General features: G+C 56.9%; 15 protein-coding genes and 1 pseudogene. 7 read left to right on the top strand and 9 right to left on the bottom strand.

Annotation, left to right across the window (positions count from 1 at the left end; genetic code table 11):
* The first annotated feature begins 903 nt into the window (after positions 1 to 903).
* From HV765_RS31885 to pagP, 4 genes are all read left to right on the top strand, one after another.
* On the top strand, positions 904 to 1,434 hold the full coding sequence (locus HV765_RS31885) for a glycosyltransferase family 2 protein (RefSeq protein ID WP_254600598.1): 531 nt from the start codon (positions 904 to 906) through the stop codon (positions 1,432 to 1,434).
* 50 nt (positions 1,435 to 1,484) lie between these two features.
* Entirely contained in the window at positions 1,485 to 1,937 is a 453-nt protein-coding gene (locus HV765_RS31880; protein WP_254600596.1) for a hypothetical protein, read from the top strand.
* On the top strand, positions 1,921 to 3,366 hold the full coding sequence (locus tag HV765_RS15585; protein WP_175170259.1) for an ArnT family glycosyltransferase: 1,446 nt from the start codon (positions 1,921 to 1,923) through the stop codon (positions 3,364 to 3,366). Before HV765_RS31880 ends, HV765_RS15585 begins: the two co-directional genes overlap by 17 nt.
* 105 nt (positions 3,367 to 3,471) lie before the next feature.
* Positions 3,472 to 4,026: a lipid IV(A) palmitoyltransferase PagP gene (pagP, locus tag HV765_RS15580; protein WP_057287126.1), complete on the top strand. Its 555-nt coding sequence runs from the start codon at positions 3,472 to 3,474 to the stop codon at positions 4,024 to 4,026.
* A gap of 458 nt (positions 4,027 to 4,484) precedes the next feature.
* On the opposite strand, the gene HV765_RS15575 is transcribed toward pagP, so the two are convergent.
* The 8 genes and pseudogenes from HV765_RS15575 to HV765_RS15540 form a co-directional block, all read right to left on the bottom strand.
* A complete protein-coding gene (locus HV765_RS15575) occupies positions 4,485 to 5,111 on the bottom strand; it encodes a tyrosine-type recombinase/integrase (RefSeq protein ID WP_175170258.1) in 627 nt (208 codons plus the stop codon).
* Between the two features lie 327 nt (positions 5,112 to 5,438).
* Positions 5,439 to 9,929, bottom strand: coding sequence for a response regulator (locus HV765_RS15570; protein WP_175170257.1), 4,491 nt, complete (start codon positions 9,927 to 9,929; stop codon positions 5,439 to 5,441).
* 127 nt (positions 9,930 to 10,056) lie between these two features.
* Entirely contained in the window at positions 10,057 to 11,211 is a 1,155-nt protein-coding gene (locus HV765_RS15565) for a response regulator (RefSeq protein WP_175170256.1), read from the bottom strand.
* A 664-nt stretch (positions 11,212 to 11,875) separates the two neighbouring features.
* Positions 11,876 to 12,802 (bottom strand): helix-turn-helix domain-containing protein, encoded by a 927-nt coding sequence (locus tag HV765_RS15560; protein WP_175170255.1) that lies wholly within the window; start codon positions 12,800 to 12,802, stop codon positions 11,876 to 11,878.
* Between the two features lie 876 nt (positions 12,803 to 13,678).
* Complete coding sequence (locus HV765_RS15555) at positions 13,679 to 14,032, bottom strand: response regulator (protein WP_254600595.1); 354 nt, start codon at positions 14,030 to 14,032, stop codon at positions 13,679 to 13,681.
* A gap of 242 nt (positions 14,033 to 14,274) precedes the next feature.
* Positions 14,275 to 15,396, bottom strand: coding sequence for a sensor histidine kinase (locus HV765_RS15550; RefSeq protein WP_175170253.1), 1,122 nt, complete (start codon positions 15,394 to 15,396; stop codon positions 14,275 to 14,277).
* A gap of 349 nt (positions 15,397 to 15,745) precedes the next feature.
* Positions 15,746 to 16,368, bottom strand: a pseudogene (locus tag HV765_RS15545) (tyrosine-type recombinase/integrase).
* A gap of 256 nt (positions 16,369 to 16,624) precedes the next feature.
* The gene (locus HV765_RS15540; protein WP_175170252.1) at positions 16,625 to 17,053 is read right to left on the bottom strand and encodes a hypothetical protein; all 429 of its coding nucleotides are present in this window, start codon (positions 17,051 to 17,053) and stop codon (positions 16,625 to 16,627) included.
* A 531-nt stretch (positions 17,054 to 17,584) separates the two neighbouring features.
* On the opposite strand from HV765_RS15540, the gene HV765_RS15535 reads away from it, so the two are divergent.
* The 3 genes from HV765_RS15535 to HV765_RS15525 all read left to right on the top strand — a co-directional run bounded on the left by HV765_RS15535 (position 17,585) and on the right by HV765_RS15525 (position 21,677).
* Positions 17,585 to 17,980 carry a hypothetical protein gene (locus tag HV765_RS15535; protein WP_175170251.1) on the top strand — a complete coding sequence of 132 codons (396 nt, stop codon included), beginning with the start codon at positions 17,585 to 17,587 and terminating at the stop codon, positions 17,978 to 17,980.
* 1,196 nt (positions 17,981 to 19,176) lie between these two features.
* Entirely contained in the window at positions 19,177 to 19,953 is a 777-nt protein-coding gene (locus tag HV765_RS15530) for a hypothetical protein (protein ID WP_175170250.1), read from the top strand.
* A gap of 302 nt (positions 19,954 to 20,255) precedes the next feature.
* Positions 20,256 to 21,677: a DUF1254 domain-containing protein gene (locus HV765_RS15525; RefSeq protein ID WP_054427217.1), complete on the top strand. Its 1,422-nt coding sequence runs from the start codon at positions 20,256 to 20,258 to the stop codon at positions 21,675 to 21,677.
* Between the two features lie 586 nt (positions 21,678 to 22,263).
* On the opposite strand, the gene HV765_RS15520 is transcribed toward HV765_RS15525, so the two are convergent.
* On the bottom strand, positions 22,264 to 23,151 hold the full coding sequence (locus HV765_RS15520; RefSeq protein ID WP_175170249.1) for a YihY/virulence factor BrkB family protein: 888 nt from the start codon (positions 23,149 to 23,151) through the stop codon (positions 22,264 to 22,266).
* Positions 23,152 to 23,626 lie beyond the last annotated feature (475 nt).

Genomic DNA, 23,626 nt, shown 5'->3' with positions numbered 1-23,626 from the left:
TGCTTGTGACTTGATGGCCACTTCCCACGCCTAAGGCGAAGTCGAGAAAAATGCTGGATTCACACGGACCCTGCTAGCGTGAACGATCTGTGATCTGTGATCTGTGTCATCGGAAGGAGAGAGCATGCCGGGTGCAGACTCAGAAACTCTATTGGCATTCATTGCGATGGGCGACGACGGCATTTCGTATCGTATCGAGAGGGGCCTTCGGCCGACAACTCCCGCCGGGAAGGTCATTTCTTCCCATTATTGCTTGCCCGACGGGGAGCGGGTCTGGCGTCTTGGGGATGGCCGCTTCCAACTTGAAGACGGAACGTTGCTCAGAGTAGTAGGGGTCCATCTGTCAGGGCAGGCGTCAACTGAACGACCCACCGACGAAGACAACGCCGAATGAGCCTGTTGATTTTTGCAAAACTATCCGCCCGAGAGTGCGCCTGGACGCAAAATTCGGACACCTCGCGACGGAGCCTACCAAGTGTCAACTTCGCGCATCGCGTCGGCGGCCAACTGATCTGGCCGGTGTTTCAGGAGCCTTTACTTTTGGTGGTTTTCTCGTTGTGTGGAATGTTTAAAAAGGTTAGGCATCGGTCGCTGGTATTCCCTGCTATCTGACTGTCTTGGTAGGCGTTATTCTCAGGCTGTGCATAGGGCTAGGTCTCCCGCTATTACTCGAAGCCGCAGCGGAATTTTTTGCGCATTTTTCTATGCGTATGGTTTTACCCTTGGCCTAACGTTCGAGCCATCCTCCAGACGAGAGATCAAATGCGGATATATAGCGAATAGGCTCCAACGGTCGTGGGAATGCTGCGGCAGGAGCGCTTCCGAGCTTGCACACACGTTCGACGAGTATGGTGGTGAACTTCTGTAGGTCGGCAGCCCTTCGATCTCGAGCGGGGTCATACTTTGATCACATCGCTACCAAGTCCGTCTGAAGCCGTCAAGAAAGCGGTAAACACAATTCAGATCTCGGTTGTCGTCCCGTTCTTGAACGAACAGGACGTCTTGCCTGTCTGTTATGCGAAGCTGAAAGGGATTCTTGGAGGGCTGGCCCAACCCTACGAAATCGTGTTCGTGGATGATGGAAGCACGGACAACAGCGTGGAGCTCGTGGCTGCGCTGATTCGACGGGATCCCAGGGTGCGAGTCGTGCGCCTGAGCAGAAACTTCGGAAAAGAAGCTGCGATGAGCGCAGGGTTGGCGCATGCCCGCGGTGAGGCCGTGATTATGTTGGATGCCGACCTGCAGGATCCTCCTGAGCTGGTTCCGGATATGGTACGGGCTTGGCGCGAAGGCTTCGACATCGTCTCCATGCGACGACGCAAGCGCGAGGGGGAAGGTGCCGCGAAGCGGTTGTCTGCGTATGCGTTCTATCGAATCCTCAGTCGTATGAGCCGTTCGCGATACCCGCCGACACCGGTGACTTTCGCCTTATGAGTCGCAGAACGGTAGAGGCCCTGCTTCAAATGCCGGAGCGGTGCCGCTATATGAAAGGTCTGTATTCCTGGATCGGATTCCCGACCAAAGTCATTGATTATGACCGCGCGCCAAGAGCTGCCGGCAAGACAAAATGGAACTACTTTGCGCTGTTCGGGCTCGCCCTTGAAGGAATCACCTCCTTCTCAACCGCTCCGTTGCGATGGGCGACGGGGATAGGCGCCGTTGTGGCATTGGCGGGCGCCACATTCGGGTTTTGGATTATCTTCAAAACCCTGATGTTCGGTGATGACGTACCGGGCTATCCGTCACTGATGGCCATGATTACGTTGCTGAGCGGAATTCAGCTTTTGACTATCGGCCTATTGGGCGAATACGTAGGCAAGGGGTACTTGGAAAGCAAGCAGCGTCCAGTCTTCGTCGTACGCGACGTGCTCGATTACGCCACTGAGACCCACTCGCATTACGCGCCATCCCGAGAAAAAAATGCAGTTGAAGGCTAACTGGTTTTTCTGGGGGCTGGCAGGCATCGTCATCGCTCGCCTGTTTTCAATGGCGGCAGTGCCGCTGGTGGATCCCTCAGAGCCGAGATACGCTGAGATCGCCCGTCTTATGGTCGAAACCGGCGATTGGATAACGCCCTGGTTTGAACCCGGAGTGCCCTTCTGGGGAAAGCCGCCTCTATCGTTCTGGAGTCAGGCCCTGGGGATGCGAATCCTTGGGGAATCGGAGTTCGCAGTTCGATTGCCGTCATTCCTTGCCATGGCTGCGCTGGCAGCCTTGCTTTACCGAGCGGCCACCATCCTTTTCAGTCGAGAGACAGCGCGATGGGCCACGCTCATGCTCTCTACCATGCTTCTACCGCAGGTCGCGGCCGGCGCAGTGCTGACAGATCCGTTCTTTGCGCTGGGGATAACCTATTCAATGTTGGCATTCATTGTTGCGCCAACGACGCCTACAAAGTTCTGGCGCTACGGCTTCTTCATAGGCTTGGCGATCGGTCTGTTGTCGAAAGGGCCGCTGACGTTCGTCCTCGTTGGGTTGGTCGTATTACCTTGGCTGGCCACCTACCGCGAGCGCACGGGGCATCTGACCGTTCTTCCGTGGTTTACCGGTACGCTGCTAATGCTCGTGCTGACGGTTCCCTGGTACCTCTGCGCAGAGATAAAGACCCCCGGATTCCTTCAGTATTTTTTAGTGGGAGAGCACTTCCTGCGATTCGTGGATCCGGGCTGGCAGGGAGATCTGTATGGGACGGCGCACAAGAGCCCCTTGGGCAGTATCTGGGGGCAGTGGCTGCTGGCATCGTTGCCGTGGGGAATTATGGGGGTCCTGCTGGCTGTTTGGATCGGTGCCAGCGCATCACGCAGGTCCAAGGCATTCGAGGTTCATAAGTCTCCTGTCGTCGGATACCTGGCACTGTGGGCCATTGCTGCTCCCGTCTTCTTCACCTTCTCGGGAAACATACTTTGGACGTATGCGCTGCCAAGCTTGCCTGCTCTTGCACTACTTATTTCGATATACGCCCGAGCGTGTTTTCCAGCAGGCAATGCACAACCCTTGAGTCGGATGTTGATCGGGGCGGTAGTACTGGTGCCGATAGTGGCAATCAGTCTCGGGGTGATCTCGCTTACGGCGCCCACCACACTGATGACCGAGAAGAATTTGGTGGCTGTCGCCCGGTCTCAAATGAGCGATGGCAAGAAGCTCTATTTTGTGGACAGCCGACCTTTCTCGGCACGCTTCTACTCGGACGGCAAAGCCGAACTTATCGCCCTGGGCGAGCTGGAAAATCTGGCCCTGCAGAAGGGGGAATCGGCTATCGTCGCAATCCCAAAAAAAAAGGAGTCTTCAATAGCAGGAAGCGTTAGAGCCCGATTGGTGGAGATGTATAAAAGTCGCCGCTATACGCTTTACAGACTCAATGGCTAGGCTTTTTTCAGCCGTAATGGGAACGTCGATATGACCGGGAAATTAAGGACAGTTCCATTACGGTACTGGACCCGTCGTTTCTCCTCGACGGCCGCAATGACCGCGATGACCGCAAGGCTCCGGGTAGCGATACTGTTTGTACTGCTCTCGGTTTTCGCGGCCCCTGCGCAGTCTTGCGACAGCATGCCCTCGTGGGCGCGGTCCGCCTGCAACCGGCTTGACCAGATCTGGACCGAAGGCGGAAACGACCTCTACATCAGCGGATATACGTGGCACAACCGCGCCACGTACAGCAAAGAACAAATCAACGGCTTTAACGAATTAGCCTGGGGCGGCGGATACGGTCGCAGCATCTACGACGAAGACGGTGATTGGCAGGGCCTGTACGCCATGGCCTTTCTGGACTCACACAGCAAGGTCCAACCCGCCGCGGGCTATGGCTTCCTGAAAATCGGCCAGGTCAGCGAGAACTTCCGACTGGGCGCGGGCTATACCGTATTCCTGACCGCGCGACAGGACATCATGGGTTATGTACCTTTCCCCGGCATCCTGCCACTGGTCAGCGCGAGCTACAAGGGAGCCATGCTCTATGCCACCTACATCCCAGGTTCAAGCGGCACGGGTAACGTCCTTTTCATATTCGGCCGCTGGCGCTTCTGAGGCCTCGGCCCGGCACCCCGGAACGCCGGGGCAGCTTGCGGGGCCAGGTCTCCCCCAGCCGGAGCGACTGGGGGAGCTGAGTGCGATCAGCTCGGGAATGTCCGAGAACCGGTCGCCACGGCGAATGCGCACGAATTCCCTCCCGTATTGGATCGTGCATGCGTTTCGCCGGCAGCATGCTGATCGCTGCCGCGCACACGCTGCGCTGATCTGAACCGTCAGCAGTGCGCATGCGACCACAGCTGCAAATGCTCCAAGCCGAAGCTGCACCGCTCCGACAGCCTGCCCAAGCGGTTCAAGCGGGTTCTAGATGAAATTGAAGTGTGCCCTTCCGCTGCATGACCGATTCGCCAGCCGCCGCCGTGGCCGGATAGGGCTACGCCGTCACAACAGTCAAATTTACAGGGTGGCAACGACGGGTTCTGGCCGACAAGCGACCGCTCGCCGGCCGGGATGCATCAAACCTCGGTTTGCTCTGCCATCTCAAGCGCATCGTCGACCTCGATGCCAAGGTAGCGAACTGTGCTTTCCAGCTTCGTATGCCCGAGCAGTAGCTGTACCGCCCGAAGATTCTTCGTCCGGCGATAGATCAGCGAGGCTTTAGTACGGCGCATGGTGTGGGTGCCATATGCGGTATCGTCGAGGGCAATCGATGCAACCCAGCGATGCACAATCCGGGCGTTCTGCCGCGTCGACAGATGCGGGGACGTATGCAAACGGCTCGGAAACAGAAAATCCGCCGCCTTTAGCCCTCGCGCCTCGATCCATGCTTCAACGCTCTCACGGGTTTGCTCCGTGATCTCGAATTGCACCGGACGCTGGGTCTTTTGTTGCATGACGGTGGCTCTAGCGGCCACGTGGCTTCCGTGACGGATGTCCTGCCCCTGCAATCGCGTGAGATCGCACGCTCGAAGCTTGCTATCGATTGCGAGATTGAACATTGCGAGTTCGCGGACGTTCGACGCCATCTGCAGTCTCGTTCGGATTGCCCAAATTTCTCCTAGCTTTAGAGGTGGCTTCTGCCCGGTGAGTTTGCCTTTGTTCCATGGCACACGATGGCCAACGGTGACATTCGCGGATTCCATGGCAATCTCCTTTCGCGTAAAGGGAGATTCAGTGTGCTCCTACGGAGGGTCGCTATCCGACCCGAAACAGCCAGTCGTCTGAATTGCGGATTGAAATGGGCAGTCTCGACGATTACGCCGCTGCCACAAATTCTATGCCACTGAATCGCGGGTTCTACTAAACGATCCCCGCAGGTGCCCCTTCATAGGGAAGCGCTCCGCGACGTTCCGTTCTAATCCCCTTCCACCTCCCGAATGACCAAGCCGCCTGAGACAAAGCCCTTCTAGGTTGTCTAACGCGTAATCCGGTATGGAAAAAAATTCACTTGGGACTTGATAGCGGCGCATTCAGGGTCGGAAATCTCCCTCAGGTGAGTCGAATGGGTGTGCCAATTGGCGCAGTATCTCCTGTGCGGCATCGAAGTCGTAAGCGGAGACAGCTGCCGCTAAACGTCGGAGGGATGTAGCTTGATTTGCGCCTTCAGCTAGCCGCAGCAAATCGTCGACCACATCTTCCGCATCAGCATCACCTTGCTCCAGCATAGGAGCCAGCCGATCTAACAGAAGCCGAAGTTCCAATGCGCTATGGTTGCCCGGCGGTTTTTGGGCGGTATGAAATATTGCGGGTGCATTCCATTTTGCGAACCTCGACAAACCTACTATGACCGGCTGCAATTCCGTCAATACTCGCGAAAGAGCCGCGTCGAGCGCGAACGGTTTGCTTTGAATCTGACAAGCAGATTCAAGTTCGGCGGCTGCTCGCGCAAGCGAAATGGCGCCGATGTTACCTGCGCTTCCTTTCAGAGAATGTGCTACTCGTCGTGCCGCTGTTGGATCAATGTCGGTTCGAGCAGTCTCAAATACTTGCGCAAATCCGCGGTGCCCGGCATGAAACTTGAGCAGCAACCTTCGATACAGGTCTGTATCGTTTGCGCTTGTCGTCAGCCCTGAGCTGACGTTAATCCCAGGCAGTTCGGGTATTTTTGAAATAGAAGTGCGACATGCGGGGAAAGTGGCCGCTGGTGGTAAAGCGCTGCCCCGTGTACCAGGGCGAATCCACCGCGCGATCGTGGAGAACATTGAGTCTACGTTCAGCGGCTTTGCAATGTGATCGGACATGCCTGCTGACAGAACGCGCTCGCGGTCACCCGCCAAGGCGTTGGCTGTCATCGCAATGATGGGAAGCTCTGCCCATATTGAGTTGCTGCGAATTACCGCAGTTGCCTCATAACCGTCCATCACGGGCATTTGACAGTCCATGAGGATGCAATCGAAGTCGGCATCTCGTTCGAGGGTGTCCAGCGCCTCTTGTCCGTTGCCGGCACAGACAACATCGACACCGACATTGCGGAGTAGGTCCATGGCGAGCTCCTGATTGAGGTCATTGTCCTCGACAAGCAAGAGCCGGGCTCCATTCAAATCGGATAGCGTTTGGCTTTGGAAGCTGGCCTTCGCCATCGCGTGAGTCTCGATCCGTGCTGGCTTGCCGAGTGCCTCTGCCACAGCCTCCAGTAGCGTCGAAGCAGTCACGGGTTTCGTCAACACCGTTGCCGGTGCAACGCCCTCTTGCCGTGCAGCATCCATCGCTTCATGGCGCCCATAGGATGTGACCATGACTACCGTGGGCATGCGTCGGTATCTCTCTGCTTTCAACTGCCGCATAGTCTCTATGCCGCCCATGCCAGGCATTTTCCAGTCCATGATTACAACATCGTATCCAAGTTGCTTCTGATCGGCGATGGATATCATCCGTAGGGCTTCCCGTCCTTCACGGGCGACGTCTACCTCCAAACCAAAGGACGAAGCCATAGTGGCGAGAATTTCACGCGCTGACGCATTGTCGTCCACGACTAGCACGCGGACTCCTAAAAGTTCTTTGGCTATGAACATGCGGGCCGGCCGAGGGGTACCCTGCACCGCGATCGGGATTGTGAAATGGAAGGTCGAACCCCGCCCCAATTCGCTGTTGACCCAGATGTTCCCTTGCATTTTCTGAACCAAACTCTTCGATATCGCCAGCCCCAATCCGGTGCCCCCGAAGCGTCGAGTCGTCGAGGCGTCGGCCTGCGCGAAGCTCTCGAACATGCGTGAGCTTTGCTCCTGAGTCATACCAATTCCAGTGTCGGCCACCCAAAAGTGAAGTTCCACCTTTTGCGCATCCATATGTCGCGACTCGATCCCCACCACAACTTCGCCTCGTTCCGTAAATTTGACGGCGTTGTTGCCCAGGTTTACAAGTATCTGTCCCAGCCGTAGGGGGTCACCGCGCAACGAGGTCGGTACGTCTGAACCAATATTGAAGAGCAATTCCAGCTCTTTTTCATCGGCTTTCAAGCCTACAAGGTTGGCCAGATTCTCCATTACATCTTCAAGGTGGAAGTCCACCTCCTCGATATCCAATCGACCAGCTTCGATCTTCGAGAAATCAAGAATGTCGTTGATGATGCCCAAAAGGTTTTCGCCCGAGCGATGTACCTTCTCGATGTAATTTCGCTGTTTCTTATCCAGAGCTGTTTGTAGAGCCAAGTGCGACATGCCGATGATTGCATTCATTGGAGTGCGGATTTCATGGCTCATGTTGGCAAGAAAACTGCTTTTGGCTTGCGTTGCCTCTTCCGCGGTTGCTTTCGCCCGCGCCATCTCATCCTGGAGATTCTTCCGATCCGTAAAGTCTTGATGGATACCTACAATACGAAGCGCCTGACCCGTTTCATCTCTCTCCGTGGCCCTCCCTATGGAGAGGATCCAACGCCAGTCTCCGGTCTTGGCCATCATGCGAAATAGCGCCTGGAACTCATCCTGACGGGGGTCCTTGATGAAGCGTTGAAATTCCTGGTGTATCCCTTCCGCATCTTCAGGATGGAGAAGGCGCGCCCAAGATCCCGCTGCGTCTCCGTCATGTTCGATTTCGTCCAGCGTATAGCCAAGCATCTGCGCCCAGATGTCGTTGACTTCGTTTCTGCTAGTCGCTACATCCCAATCCCAAAGACCAAGATTTCCGCCTCTGAGCGCGAAGCTCAATCGTTGTGCGGTCTTGGCCAGTTCGCGCTCCGCCCGTTGGCGGTCGCTGACATCGCGAACCGACGCGCATACGCAGTCGCTGCGTCCGATCACGTCGGGCAGCCGCGCGAGTCCCACCTCTACGGGAAAGTCGGTGCCGTCTTTGCGCACGCCACGCAGTCGCTTGTCCCCGGCTCCCATAATCCGTGCGCCGCCCTCGTGAGAGAACGCGGTCCGCAAACCGGCATGCTTGCTTCGGCCCGAGGGCGGCACTAGCACTTCCACGGCCTGCCCCGCCAAGGCCCCCGCGTCATAGCCGAACATCGCTTCTGCCTCGCAATTGGCAAGAATGATCAAACCGTCTGCGTCGACAACCAGCATGCCGTCGGGAGCCGACGCGATAATTCCTCGATACCAGGTTTCCGTAGCCTGAAGCGATGATTTTTGCGTCTCTAGTTGGATCGACTGCTTTTCGAGTTTCAACGTTTGATCGCGCAATTCCTGCGCTTGGCGCTGGGTTTCGTCGAGCAGGCGGCGGGAACGCTGTGCACGCTCGAGGATCTCTAGTTTCATGATCAACACGGGCTTGAGTTCATTAACTAGTGCTTGTTCGCGCTGCTCTTGGGAGGGCAATATAGCTACCTCCAAAACACCCAGCAGGCGATCGCCCCGCATCAATGGGTAGAGCGCGACGGTTTCTGCGGTCGGTGAACCTCGGCTCGCCAAGGCCGAGGTATAGGCCGCAGGAGGAGGGCACAGTACCATCGGTTGGCGGGTTTGCGCACATTGCCCGGCCAAGCCCTGGCCTGAACTGATTCGGTGTGGATACGATGCCGGCTGGCCGTCGACATAGGCTCCAGCCAATCGCAGCTCGTGTGTATCCTCTTCATAAACGTAGAGCGAGCCGGCGCCAAGGCGGGCAACGGGCGCTAGGAGAGTGAACAGTGTGTGCGAAAGATCAGCTTCCGATGTGACCATCTGCAGGGCGTTTGCAATCTGGACAAGGTGGCTCTTAATCCAGGTCTGATTGTCCATTTGCTGGGCCACACGCTGCAAAACCCGAACCGACCGTGCAAGTTCACCTAGCTCGTTGCCAAAATCTTGATGGGGGACTTCAATGAATAGTTTGCCTTTGGCCAACTGCTCCACGGCATCGCGAACGCGTAGGGCAGGTCGGCGAATCGAGGCGGCCACCAGCCAGGAAATATACCCTCCGACGGCGAGGCCGCCTACCAGCATCGCGACTGTGCGCTCGAGCGCGTTGCCGGCCACAGTTAGTGCAGTGTCGATGCCCTCACTTGCCCCCGCTTCCTTGCCCTGGACCACAGCGTCCATGTGTATTCTGACGTTATCACCTGCAGACTGAAACTCGCGCGATCCGACAAATGTGCGAGCTTGTTGTAGCTCGGCCGTGTCCAGCATTGACAACGCTCTATCGACGTTTCTTTTGTAGGTCGCATAGGCATCCTCGAATCCGGCGAGCCGCTGCATGTTCTCGGGCCGTACAACGCGAGGTCGTAACTCTGCAATCTCACGACGTAACATGCGGTCCTGTTCAACTACGTTGCTTACGGCGATCCGACGATCTTCCTCCGTACGGGAGATGAGCGCTTGACGCAGCTCTCTACCGATAGTGATGTAAGCGGCCTCTGCATCCTTGGCGTTTGAGACGCCAAGCAAATCTTGGTGATAAAGCTGCGTGACCTGCTTTACGAGGCTCCGCTGCGTCAGCAGCGCGCTGACGCCGAGCATCAGTGCAAAGATCAGCAGTACCACAAACCCCAGCAATAGCTTCGTGCCTAAAGTGCGCCGCTCGAGGAATTGCAGTCCCCACTTCATATGTTCCGCTCCCGCGTCCTTAGGCCTGCGACGTTAAAGATTATTCTTTTGTGACGTTTGTCTGCGGTAGTCGTCCGGACGACCATGACGCGAACTCAAGGCGGTGCTCACCGCGCCCCGGACGGAGTCAGAGTGACGTGGAAGGGGGCTGATCTTTGCTGGACTTGGAATGCTCGCCATCCTGGTCGGCGTATTGAACGGCGATCTCGCGGAATTTGTCGGTACAAGCGACAAATGCGTCGAGGATATCGGGATCAAAGTGGCTAGCGCGACCGTCCTTCATTATCCGTTCGGCATCCTTGTGAGACATGCCCTCTTTATAGACACGCCGACTGATTAGTGCATCGTATACGTCTGCAACGGCCATTAGGCGTGCTGACACAGGTATATCGTCGCCGGACAAGCCTTCCGGGTAGCCAGATCCGTTCCACTTTTCCTGGTGACCATATGTGATTTCTTTCGCTAAGGTGAGAAATTCAACTTTGCACCCCAACCTATCTTCCGCCTGCTGGATCGCATCGCGTCCGAGTTTGCAGTGCGTTTTCATAACCTCAAACTCCTCCGGATCCAGCTTTCCGGGTTTCAACAGGATGCGATCGGGAATGCCAATTTTTCCAATATCGTGGAGAGGCGCGGACTTAAAAAGGGCGGCAATATAGGCATCGGTCAGGACACCGGCAAACCGTGGATGGTCCCGCAAGTGCTCTGCTAGCACCTTGACATAGAATTGCGTGCGCCGGATGTGATTGCCCGTCTCGTTGTCGCGCGTCTCCGCCATCGATGCCAGTGCGAGAATGGTCACGTCCTGGACGGCAGCCACTTCCCTAGTGCGTCTGGAGACTTCTGCTTCCAGAAAACTGTTCTGGTCGCGCAAGAAATCGGACGCCATTTTGAGCTTAAGTTGCGTTTCGATGCGGGCCAGTACGATCGGAGGATTGATGGGTTTAGTGATGAAGTCCACTGCGCCGACTTCAAGGCCGCGTTTTTCGTCCTCTGTGGCACTCATGCTGGTGAGGAAAATGACGGGAATGTCGCGAGTGACAGGGTCATTTTTGAGCGCCACGCATACGTCAATGCCAGAGATTCCGGGCATCATGATGTCCAGCAATATCATATCGGGGGCATCTTCTTGACGGGCGAGCCTTAACGCCTTTTCTCCATTGCTGGCCAAGCTAACTCGATACCGATCCTTTAACAGGCCCGCCATGAGCGTCAAGCTGTCGGGGGTATCGTCGACGACCAAAATCTTGAATTTTCGGATGCTAGGGTATGGGTCAACCATGCTTAGGCTCTCCTAATAATGACGCCCTTGCTATGCGCTCAGAATAGTGCAAGCAGAAGTCCGCCACAACTAAAGTAATGGTACGCGGACGTCTGGTTGTGACCGACAGCGGACCACCGAGATCTACCGCTGTGCCTTGCTCTCTTATGGACGCGGCTGAAACGCGCTTATTGGCTTCGGTAAGCGCTGACCGGCAACACTGGCCGAAACCCGCTTTCGGCGGCTCGGATGGCCGGGTTATCGCCGCGATCTCCAACTGGAGGTGGCCCTGGAGACTAGCGAGCAACTTCAGCCATTTGTTGATGCTGCTGCCCAAGTTGAAGGCGTCAATGAGTTCTTCGATGAAACGGATGGTTGTGGCGACCATGGCGAAGGCTTTGGGGCTGGGATAGGGTTGACGAGGATCAGGCTCGGCGCCTGCCGAAACCCCGCACGCGGGGCATGAGCCGGGGCTTTAGTGAATGGAGGGAGGGCGAGACGGCAGCTAGCCGACGGCGGCCTGCGCGGGTAGCGAGGAAGCCGTACACATGTAATCTGCTGTCGCGGATGGCTTCTGGACTTTAGCGACGTGATCGCGGATATGATCAGCCTTGGCAGCTCGCTGATCACAGCTGAGCCCTCCGGCTTGCGTCGCATCCGCCTATTCGATTCCGACGAAAAATCGTCAGCTTGGATTGATATGCGGACGAAGACGGCGCCGCGTTTCTGAAGGCGTTTCAAGAAACAGCGCGTGATAGCGCGCGGCCGCGTACGTGGAATACGGGTAGCCATGCTGAAGAAAGCAATCGGCAACGGTCTGCTCATGGGTGCTGTATGCCAGGTCCAGATAGACGTCGTGGAGTTTTCTCAAGGCTAGGTAATGGGCTGGGCTCATGCCGAAACAGACCTGGAAAACGTCACGCAAGCTGCGTTCGCTGATCTTCATGCGCCTGCACAATTCATCAACATGCACGGCCCGCTGCGCGTCGCGAAAGATTGCTAGCGCCACCGCGCACACCTTGGGCAAGCGCACGCTGGGCCGACCCATGTTCTTGTCGTGCGGCACACGGGCGGCGATCAGATTACGCAAGCGCTGCTCAATCAGACGGCGCCCCAGCGCGGGCGGGCAGGCTGGGGCCATCGAGAGGAGCGCAGCTTCGCGCAGTGCGGCAACGTGCACGGGGTCCGTTTTCACCATGTCAGCCGCGTTAGCCCAGCGCCGCAGCGTCTGCGCCGCGAAGGTGTCGTCTATCAATAAATCGGAAGCGAGCGGCAGCGCGATACTGATCCAGTCATTGGGACCAGCGGCGCGGAAGACGAACCCTTTCCCCGGCGCCAGCACACCCATCGAATCCTGACTAAATGGGACGCCATTCAGCCATGCCCGGGCGGGCGCGGGTTCCGGCAACAGCAAGGTCAGGTGTGTCGCCCAGCCCGAGGCTTCGCACAGGTTGGGTACCTGGGTGACGCCGCGTTGCACGTCGATGCCATCCACATCCAGATGTCCGGTTCGCCAGCCCCCGTCTCGGGAGCCGAGCAGGAATACCCGGGCGTCGGCGTGGAAGAGAGCGGCCGCGTACGAATCAAACGACTCGAAGTGCTGCAATTTCATCCAAGCCTCCACGCAAGAGAGCTGACTATATATTGCGGAAGTAAACATGGACGCTGCGCTTCGGTCCTAATCGGAGACGCGGCCTAGGCGCTGTCCAGATCTATTTGCATGTAAATCGGGGTGGCAGATGTCTTTAGCGGGTCGAATCGATCTGCTTGCATGGATGGGGGGGATCTGCTATGTCATTGGAAACACATTCTGCGATCCTCCGACATGCTCGACTTACGCCTGGCCGCTAAGCGGCCCCTGATTGTATGGGTTGTTGGCGTCAACGTATCAGATAACTTGACGCTCGGCCGGACATTCCACGGGGGCCACGCCTCGGCATTTTTGGTCGCCTTGCCTGCTTATATTATGGGGCCAGTGCCGCGTCTTCTCGACCAATCTGCAGCAACCTGACTTTGAATCGCATGGCGAGCGGAGGCGTCATCAGGGAAAACAACAGCGGGTCCACCCACAATTACCCACGGCCCGTTAACGGCATACTGCACGTGCGCTATGACTCCAATTCCGTCCGCCGCGCGAACCATCCTATATGTCGCGCGAACTCCGTTGATGACCACCGTTCCATCCAAGTGATTCTCCTGGGTCAGAAAAAATTCCTTTACAAGTGGAGAATGCCACTGCGCATTGGGCCAGACACCGGGAGAAACCCCTGGTCCGGTTTGCCCAGCAGTAATGCAAATTACTGCTCTCAGTCTGCGGATGACGTCAGCGCGTTGATCACGAAGGCCACCAGCTAAGAGGACAATACCCCATTATCTGCGATGGCTGCGCGGAAATGTGCGCCAAATGATTAACGAGCAGACTCCGGACTGAATGGCGGTTTCTGGCTGCTTGCAGGCATGTTTACAATCGGATCGCAGGGACCCTGGTTCACGCTGCGCCTTGTTTCCCGTTCAGGAGCAATTCCAGCTGGTCAAGCATCTCTGCAGGCGCCCAAGGTTTCAGTAGAAATTTCATGCCTGCGGGCAGTGCGTTCGCATCTGGGTGCTCGCGGCCCGATGTAAGTAAGACCGCAATCTCTGGCGATTGCCTATTCACGCGCATCGCCAATTCGAAACCGTCCATGGTTCCGGGCATTTGGATATCCGTCAGCATCGCTTGTATGTCGGGCCGGTCCGCAAGGCGCCGCAATGCGTCGTCCGCATTGCTGGCCTCACTGACGACGTATCCTGCCTCCGTCAGTAGCGTCGCCAAGAGCCAGCGGGCGTCGGGGTCATCGTCCACTACGAGTACAGGCGGAGCTCCAGCTGGCGCTTGAATGCGGGGCATCAGTTTTGTTTCTCAATGGGATTGCGGCTGCAAACGGCCTGCATAGTCGGCTTAGGCACAGGTCGCCCACGTGGGCCCGACTGCGACGGTCAGCAAGCCTTATTCCTACGGCCTCATAAGGACGTTGATCCGGCGTGGTGACCCGGCACGCGGGGCGTACAGCTTACCGCCCGGTCGACGCTGGGTGCCCCGGCTCCTCATTGCGGATGCCGAGGAATACGGATGGTGAATGTCGTTTGCTCAGCAGTCGATTCAACGCCTATGGTGCCGTGATGAGCGTCGATGATGCTCTTGCAAATGAACAGGCCGAGTCCGAGGCCAGCCGCCGAAATTCGGCGGTCCGGGTAAGGCGTTGCGCGGGTCAACGGGTCGAAGAGGGTGGGGAGGGCGCTGGATAGAATCTGTTCTCCGCCGTTGGAAACTGTCAGCCCGAGCCACTCACCTTGGTCCTCAACACTAAGGTTGATCGTCCCATCTCCATAGCGAGCCGCATTGGAGAGCAAATTCGACAACACTTGTCCCATCTGCCCGGCGTCCCACGTCCCTAACGGGTTGCCGCTGCAGCTCAGTGTGATTGATGCTTCCGGGAAGAGCACCCGCGCTTCTTCAATCGCGGAGCTGCACAACGTATGCATCGACAATAAGGTGTGGTTTGTCGCCTGGATCTGACCCAGGCGCGCGCGTGTAAATATCAGCAAATCGTCAATCATCGCGCGCATTCGCAGTACTGAGCGTTGCACGATCGCGGACGCACGCACTCCTGCTGGAGAAATCGTATCGTCGCGTACCAATATTTCCGTCGCGTATTGCAACACTGCCAGAGGAGCCCGCAGATCGTGCGCGAGCACGCCGGCGAACAAGTCCCGAGCTCGCTCTACCCTGCTGGTGTACTGCTGTACCGATTCGCTGAGCGCCTGGTCGATCGCTTCGTTGAAGCGAATTATTTCTTGAAATGACTCTCGGTCAGTCGCACCGAGAGCTTGCCATCTGCGCAGCACATTCGCGCGCAGGGCGCGGAACTCGGCAACCACATCGTTCAGCCCAAATCCCTGGGTGCGCCTGTCGTCAGCGTGCAGAACGGAAACAAAATCGAAGCCTGCGTCTCCCTCTGACTTCGAGCCAAAGGATTTCGCCGTCTGCTCCGCTTCGCTTTGTAATCCCTCCATATTGGCAGCAACCGACATCAGGATTTCGGCGGCGGAGTCACGAAGTTGATCCTCTGACAAATTCCCTGCTGCCGGCTGAAGCTGCCTGGCGTATCCAATCCAGTCATCAATCAGATCTTCGCGATGCTCGCGAATGAAGCTCGCTATGCTCATGAGCACTCCTGCAATGGCGCTCTACCGGCCTAAGGATTGCGGCTGACCATGCCAATAGCCTAGGCCGTTGTAGCAATCAGTATGCGCCGCATGATCATCGTGACCAAATAGCGCATTTGTCACGGTGCGCCAGCACCAGTTCACCAGGGGCGATGGCTAAGTCCGAGGGGGAGCGCGGGACGGTCGCTTAGCCGAGGCCAATCGTTCGCCAACCGCATTTGGCTCAGAGCCCGCAGGGTAGGGTTGAATGACTGCTACTCGTCGGGAGCGTGAGCTTGAATCATCGCTGGACAGCAAAAAGTTCGACATGTCGTCCAGCGACCCGTCTTCTGAACGAGTGGAGAGTGGTTTAGATTTCCGTCTGCTCGGAGAGCTCTAGGGCATCATCAACCTCGATGCGAGATACCGCACTGTCGATTCCAGCTTGGAGTGCCCGAGGAGCAACTGCACGGCCCCCAGGTTCTTCGTACGCTGGTAGATGAGGGTCGCCTTCGTGCGTCGCATCGAATGAGTTCCGTAGTTGGCGCGGTCCAAACCCAATTGGTCGACCCAGTTTCCGAGAATTCGGGCGTATTGGCGGGTTCCCAAATGCGGTGAGGCGTGAAGCCGGCTGGGAAAGAGAAAGTCCTCCTGCTTCAGTCGGGCCTGCTTTATCCACGTCTGTAATGCTTACCGGGTAGCTTGCGTGATTTCAAACTGTACGGGGCGCTGAGTCTTGCGCTGCATGACTATAGTGCGCATTGCCATCTGATCACCATGGCATATGTCTCGGACCTTGAGCGCGACGAGGTCGCAGCCGCGAAATTTGCTGTCGATGCCCAGGTTTAGCAGCGCCAGTTCACGTAGACGGCCCTCTATCTGAAAGCGAACACGCAGTGCCCAGATATGCTTCGGTTTGAAAGGGGCCTTCTGCCCGACGATCTTTCCTTTATTCCACGGCTCATGTCGAGTGGCTTCGGGTGTGGTGTCCATGATGGTCTCCCATCGAGTTGTTGGATTCCACAGAATGCGCTCTGCTCGTGAAACGACTAGGAACACGACTGCAGCTGCGCAGAGCGACGTTCTGAGCGATGGGGCATTGATCACTGCCCAGCACGAGGCGGCCGTCGTCGTTCCCAGTCACAAACCAGCGATTTTTCCAATTCCGGAATGGCTGGATTCTGCTGCGCTCAGCTGCACGGGCCGTGCCGATTGCGGGAGCTACAGCATGGAGCACCGAGATGTTTTGCTACTCAGCGAGGATGCGGCCGCGACGCCTGCGGGGGGGGCAATCCGTGCCTTCTTGCTTCTCAGTTGGCCGCGTCAGTTCTGCAATTCCCTTCTGAACATCATGAAGGAAGGAGCCCGACTCGAAGGTGTGAATTATTGTAGGGACTGCAAGTTCAAGCAGGCAGGTTAGCATCTCGGCGAACCACCACTTCGCCAAACCGTTGGATGGAACGACGTGGGCATGTGTTAGGTAAGCAATCGCGCGGGTCACTATGTTGGGATCTCGGCCCGATTCGATCACGCTGACGACTTGTTCATTGGCGAGTCGAACGAACTCGCCGGCAAGCTGAGCGACGGGAATTTCTGGTGTGCCCTGTTCAGACCAAAAGGCTTGTCTCGCTAGGGTGCGGCAGGCGATCTGCAGTGCTGGAAGATCAATGTCGCGCATTCGCGGTTCTCCTCGAGGGTGACCTAGTGATCCGCGTTTTTATTGCTATCCGCTTATCCCCGCAAGCTATCGCTCATCCGTATTGTAGGACTAACGATTATCAGTAATCCCCCTGACTTTGTGCATCAAGCGAAGGTTGACCAATGCCTCAAGTTTAAAGGGCTGAGATCCTGGGTAGCTTGTGGCATCAGACGCCAACGTTGACGGGGAGCCTTGATTAAACTGCGGCCGCTCCCGACCCGGAGCGGCCGCTCAGCGATCTTGCTAGCTAGGGATGTCGGTTTCAAAGTTTGCTCAGAACAAGAGATCGATGGCTGCGACGGGCGCGGCCGCGCCGCAAAAATTCTCCGGCACTAGGTCTGGTCGAGAGAAGAAATCGAAACGTCTTAAGCCTTGACTGAGATGATGCACCGTGCGCAGATGGCACCAGGCGGTGCTGCGTAGCCTTTATGGCACTACCGCGTCCCCTTGATTGCGCGGGCGCATCCTGCACCGCTACCCGGAAGCCCCCGTAATGGGGATGTCCGCGGCTTGACGCCCGAGCAACTCAGCTATCGCAGCGTGCTGTTGACGTTCAACCGCGACACCGAAGACGCACGCTGCGCGCGTCGGCCGGATCGTAGTAACGACTACAGCCGCGAAGCTCGCCAAGCTTGCCACGTCGACGGTAGCACTCAGACGTTCATGGCAAATCTTCGCAAGGCGGGGTGGATCAAGTACCACCGGAAATCGTTCACTTACTTCGTTCGACAGGGGGTTCCTGTCCAGGTGATTGTGAAACAGTCGGATCGCACAGCTTCTCTGGAACCCATCACGCTCGAGGAAGTAGACCAGGCGCTGAGCCGCGAAACCGACGCGTTGGTGCACCAACAACAGCTGCAGCGTAACTCAGACGCAGTGCTCCACCAGCTATCCACGATGGAATGACGTGACGCAAAACTGCGACGTCTCGACAGGCGCCGCACAGCCAGGCTGCGGCCTTCCAAGCCGCTTATGTGGGTTCGATTCCCGCAGCCCGCTCCAAACGAGTGAAGGCACGCCAGCGAAAGCAGCGGGCTTTTTTGTTTTGCACCGCCGGATGAGCTACGGGATAAGCCGTGATGTGGGTGTGTGCACTACTGTGCCGTCGGGCAGTTGATATTGGCCGTATCCCAACCAGCCCACCGTCTGGCCATTTGGGAGGCAACAATAGAAGAAAGCATTTTCGCCCTTGTCACCGGGGAGCGTGCGTGCCCGTCGCTCTATTCGGAAGCGCCGACCATCGTCCGCGATAGCCACTACTGCAATGGAGCTTTTACCTGGGTTTGCCGGCATTTCGCATTTCCTGTTTTGTTTTACTAGGATGTGCCTATGAGTTTCGCGTGCGGCGCCCCGTTCTGTAAATCCGCCGTTCGGCTGGACCAAAAACGGCAATTGCGGCCTTTTTGTATTGCGCGGGGCGGCCGAATGGCCAGACTGTCGCCGCGCAGGCCTGTTGGAGATCGCTAAACGCCGGCAGTTGGTAGGCGGCATGCGACCGCGAGTAAAGTCGTACCGTCGGCTAGTTGGAATTGGTTTTCACCTAACCAAGCCACGGCGCTTCCATCCTGCAAGCAGCAATAGAAGAACCCCTGCTCGCCATCATCGCAGGGTAGCGAGCGGCATCGACGCTCGATTACAAAGGTGGTGCCATCTGGGCTTACCGCAATCAACACTGTAGGACGCTTCGTGTAGACCGTTTGCATGGCGCGACTCCGATGAAGTGGCTTGGCAAGTTCAGCGCCTCGATTGGGACACCACCCAGCCTTTCGGTCAATACATCTTTAGCCCACATCCAATAACACATCGGGCTACTGCAAGGGGGTTTCCTCTCCGTTTGCCAGTTCGCGCGGCAGCAACAAGGGGTAACCCCTCACTCCCTTCGAAGCCCTGCTAGGAATAAAGTGCCTTAGCCGGTAAGAGGGAGCCGCCATGAAGCAAAGGGAATCACTGAAAGTCATATCTGCCGAAATCGGTCTGTTGGAGCATCGCGTAAACGCATTGCGTGCTTGAATATGCAATTCCCGGAGTGATGTCGTTTCGATAGAGCCCCTCGGGGTGCTGCCGTGAATTATTCACTGGCTCTTGCGGGCCGAGGCGGGACGATGATAAAGCTCATCATAGGATGTCTGATTGGCGGGCTCCTCTACGCCGACTCTGGTTTTGGCGCCGAACGGGATGCTACGCCTGCGTTAGACCTCCGGCATACAAGCGAATGGGAGTTTTCAGTCACGCCCTATGTGTGGGCACCGGCGCTGTCTGGAAAAGTGTCTCACCGAGGTTTGCCGGACATCGATGTAGACACGAGCTTTGATCAGATCTTCGATAACCTAGATTTCGCGGCCATGCTTACCGGCGAAGCACGTAAAGGCCGGTACAGCCTTTTCGGCGATCTTATTTATGCAAAGGTCGGGGCACAGGGCGACACGCCGCGGGAGGTTGTAGCGACTAGTGCGGACGTCCACAGCAAGACGTTCACGGGGCTGCTGGGCGCGGGGTATTCGGTCTTTGATCAGTCGCCCCACAGCCTTGATGTTGTGGCGGGTCTGCGTGTTTGGTCGGTAGACACCGACATCACGCTCAAGGGGGCACGCCTGAACGGCAGGAAACGCAGCGATGGCGCGACATGGGTCGATGCTGTGGTAGGAGTGCGGGGAGGCTACGTTTTCACTCCAAAGCTATATGCGACAGGATGGGGGCTAGTAGGCGCGGGCGGCGCGAATGCGGATTGGGATGTTGGAATCGGCATTGGATACAACATCAGCAAGAGCTTCTCAGCGACTGTCGGCTACCGTGCGTTGGGCGTGGATTACAGTGCCGGCGGCTTTAAGTTCGATGCTGTGCTTCTCGGCCCAATGGCTGGCTTGACCATCCGCTTTTAAAAAGATGCTTTTCAGACTCGGTCCGTGCCATGTGATTAGCCGCATGAAGTCACGAAGCACTTATAGGGATTCCGACGAGCCGTGCAAATAGGTCGTTCCCCTACGCATAGCGGGCGTGCGCCTCCAACTTAGAGGGGAATTCTGGGCCCGGTGGCTGTTCCGTGGCATCACCTCGCGGGGAGGTTCACATGAAGCCGGGTGCACTATCAGTTATGAAGTCGTGATTGGCCTCGACTCATCCTGTCGTTAGTCAGTGGTGAGCCGATCCACCCAATTAAACTTAATAAAGGGAATAGAGCTTCATGGACATCAAACTACCGAAAGCACTTTGTCACGCGATGCTGGTGATTGCGTCCTTCACATCCTCCTATGCCTGCGCGGAAATCAGCCCCTCCGAAACGCGGGCAATAGCGGAAGAAGGGTACATCTACGGTCTGCCTATTGTGATGAACTACGCGATCATGTACGAGTACGCCGTCGACAGGAACTCAAGCCAGTACAAGGCACCGTTTAACCAGATTCGCAGCCTGCACCATGTCGCCAATTACAAGGACACCGCCATCATCTCGCCGAACAGCGACACGCCCTATTCCATGATGTTCATGGACTTGCGCAGCGAGCCGATTGTGTTATCAGTGCCTGCGGTGAAAATGCCTCGGTACTACTCGGTGCAACTTATTGACGGCAACACCTACAATTTCGGCTACATCGGAAGCCGTTCCACTGGGGATGAGGCTGGCGACTACATGATCGCTGGCCCCAACTGGAACGGCGACATTCCACCAAGTGTAAGGAAGGTCTTTCGTTCCGCAACGCAGCTCCCTTTCGCGGTCTTCCGGACCCAACTGTTCAACCCGGCCGACATGCCCAACGTCGAAGCTATTCAATCGGGCTACAAAGCACAGCCGCTTTCTGCATATCTTAAGCAGCCGGCACCTCCTGCCGCGCCTGCGATCGCCTTTCCAAGGATCAACAACGATCTGGCAAAGACAGACTTTTTCACGTACCTGGGTTTCGCCTTGCAATTCAGCCCGGCCGCACCGGACGAAGTGGCGATCCGTGCGAAGCTTGCTCTTCTGGGCATTGGCGCGGACAAGAAGTTCAGCTTCGAGGAGCTGTCCGCTGAACAAAAGAGCGCCGTCGCTCAGGGCATACAGGATGGGCACGCCAAGGTCGAAAATGCTATCAAGGATCTGGGCACGAAAGTCAACGGCTGGAACATCGTGGGGGCTGGCGGCGACAGGGCCTTCTACCACGGAGACTGGCTGAAGCGAGCGGCTGTGGCGCAGGCGGGCATATATGCCAACGATGCCGAGGAAGCCACGTACCCCCTGACCACGACCTTGCCCAATGGCGAACCGCTTGACGGTAGTAAACACAACTACACCATTACCTTTCGCGACGGACAACTGCCGCCAGTCAATGCTTTCTGGTCGGTGACCATGTACGACGGCAAGACGCAATTGCTAATTGAAAACTCGATTGATCGTTATCTCATTAACTCGCCCATGCTCTCCAGCATGACGAAAGAAGCGGATGGTTCGCTGACGCTCTACCTTCAGAAAGCGTCTCCCGGCGCGGACAAGGAGAACAACTGGCTGCCAGCACCGAACGATCTCATGTACTTGGTAATGCGCCTCTACTGGCCTAGGACAGACTCGCCTTCCATCCTGCCTCCGGGGAAAGGAACTTGGAGTCCACCACAAATCGTCAAGGTGATGTGACCCACCAAGAACAATTGCACTAGGGCGGCCCCCCAGGGTTGCGGATTGCCGCGTCGATGCACGACAGGTCCGATAATCGATCAGACTTCAGATACTCAACCATCTTGCAGTTGGGGCAAAGAGAGGTGTCGCAACCGATAACTCTTCGCCCGTGTTCTCTTTTGTTGAAACGTGCGCGGCACGCCTTCACTTGGTAGTTTTTAAGGTTCCGGGTGCAGGCTCTGGCGGAGAACAGCTTTCGAGATACGCCGCTTACGTCGTTGCGCCCCACTTCTGCGCGAATGTCGACAGGTCCGAGAGTTAAGGCGATGATCGAATTGATCCATCGCTTTCAGTTCCGGCCGGGCATCAGAATAAATTCCGAAAGGTCCGATCTTGGCCGGAAGCGAAGTCGCGTCATGATGATCCCGGCCTCGCTGAGAACTGTGGAGAAGACGTGTAACTCGAACCCGTGGATATGTGGACGGCCGCTGAGCGACCATTTGACTCGCTGCGCTCGGCCCTTGGACCAGCACTAATAGACAAACGTTGGACAGGCTCCGCCTGACCCTTGCGGCTCTTGTCCGTTTGCAAGGCAACCGGTGAGCTAGGTTCGCGCATCGCTTCTGGTAGGCGAAGCAGGGCTACGGTCTCGGCGGGATCCATGCGCTTCGGCATAAGCGCGGGTAAATTCGGCACCCAACAGAAATACCTGGGCCGCGTAATAAACCCAGATCAGCACGATCACCAGGGATCCCGCCGCAGCGTACGAGGAGGCGACGGACGCCTTAGCCATGTACAGGCCGATCAGAAACTTCCCGATTTCGAACATAACGGCGGTCACAAACGCCCCTGCCCAAACGTCTCGCCAAGCGACTGAGACTTGAGGCATAAACCGGTAGATCATCCCAAAAAACAGGGTGAGGATGCCCAGCGTAATTGCTGCGTTAACCGCTTGGAGCAGCATCCCCCAGCCGGGGATGTCGCCGCCCAGCCAACTGCCCAGTGCTGCCAGCACTGTGCTGACGACAAGCGAGACGACCAATAAAAACGCCAATGTCAAAATCAGGCCAAAGGAAAGAAGACGCGCGCGGATCAGGGCCCAAATGCCGGACAGCTTCTTGGGGTTGACCTTCCAGATGCGGTCCAGCGCGCTCTGTAGTTCCGAAAAGGCTGTCGTCGCCCCGACTGCCAACATCACGAGGCTGATAACGGTGGCAGCAATGCCCTGCGCGGGCTCTTGCGCACCCAATACGACACTTTCTACCGCCTTCCCGCCCTCAGCGCCGACCAAGGCGCTGGCTTGGGCTAACAACTGTCCCTGCGCGGCTTCGCGGCCCCAAAAGAACCCTGCGATTCCGATCACGATAATAAGTAGTGGCGCCAGCGAGAAAACCGTGTAGAACGCGATGGCGGCACCCATGCTGGGTGCGTAGTCGTCCAGCCAGTTCGTCACCGTTTGTTTGACTAACGCATAGAACCGTTTGATAGCCATTTTCGCACTCCCAGCGCATGGAGGGACGTAGCAAGTGGCGTGCCACCTCGTATCGAGCTCCGCTTGGCATGAATACGTGAAGCCGAAGGGGCGAAGACGTTGGGAAGTAGTTCGTTTACTGATCCACCAGCGGATACTCAAACCCGTGTGGATGAGCGCTAGCGCGACTGATCGGCATGCTTCGCTTGACCCATGGACGGTCGCCGTTCATCTGGTGCATGAACGACCGCTCTTGGCCGCTGGCAGACGTTCGTCAACCGCGTCTAGCTCACAGCCGTTGTAGGGTAGGGCAGGCGCACTGGCATGGGGGCCTCGAGATGTGATGGTCCCAATCATCACCCAAGTTCAATGAACTTTTTGGGGAAGAATGCGATGTTCAATGAACCACTGCGGCCAAAGTGAATGAACCAAATTTCGCTAAGTCCATGATTTACAACATGTCGAGTTTCCACCTTCAATGAACTTCGACATGGAG

The sequence above is a fragment of the Achromobacter kerstersii genome (assembly GCF_902859595.1).
In the GTDB taxonomy this organism is placed as follows: Bacteria; Pseudomonadota; Gammaproteobacteria; order Burkholderiales; family Burkholderiaceae_B; genus Achromobacter; species Achromobacter kerstersii.
Note: the sequence above shows the minus strand (reverse complement) of the source record. Positions and strands in the feature narration are given on the sequence as shown.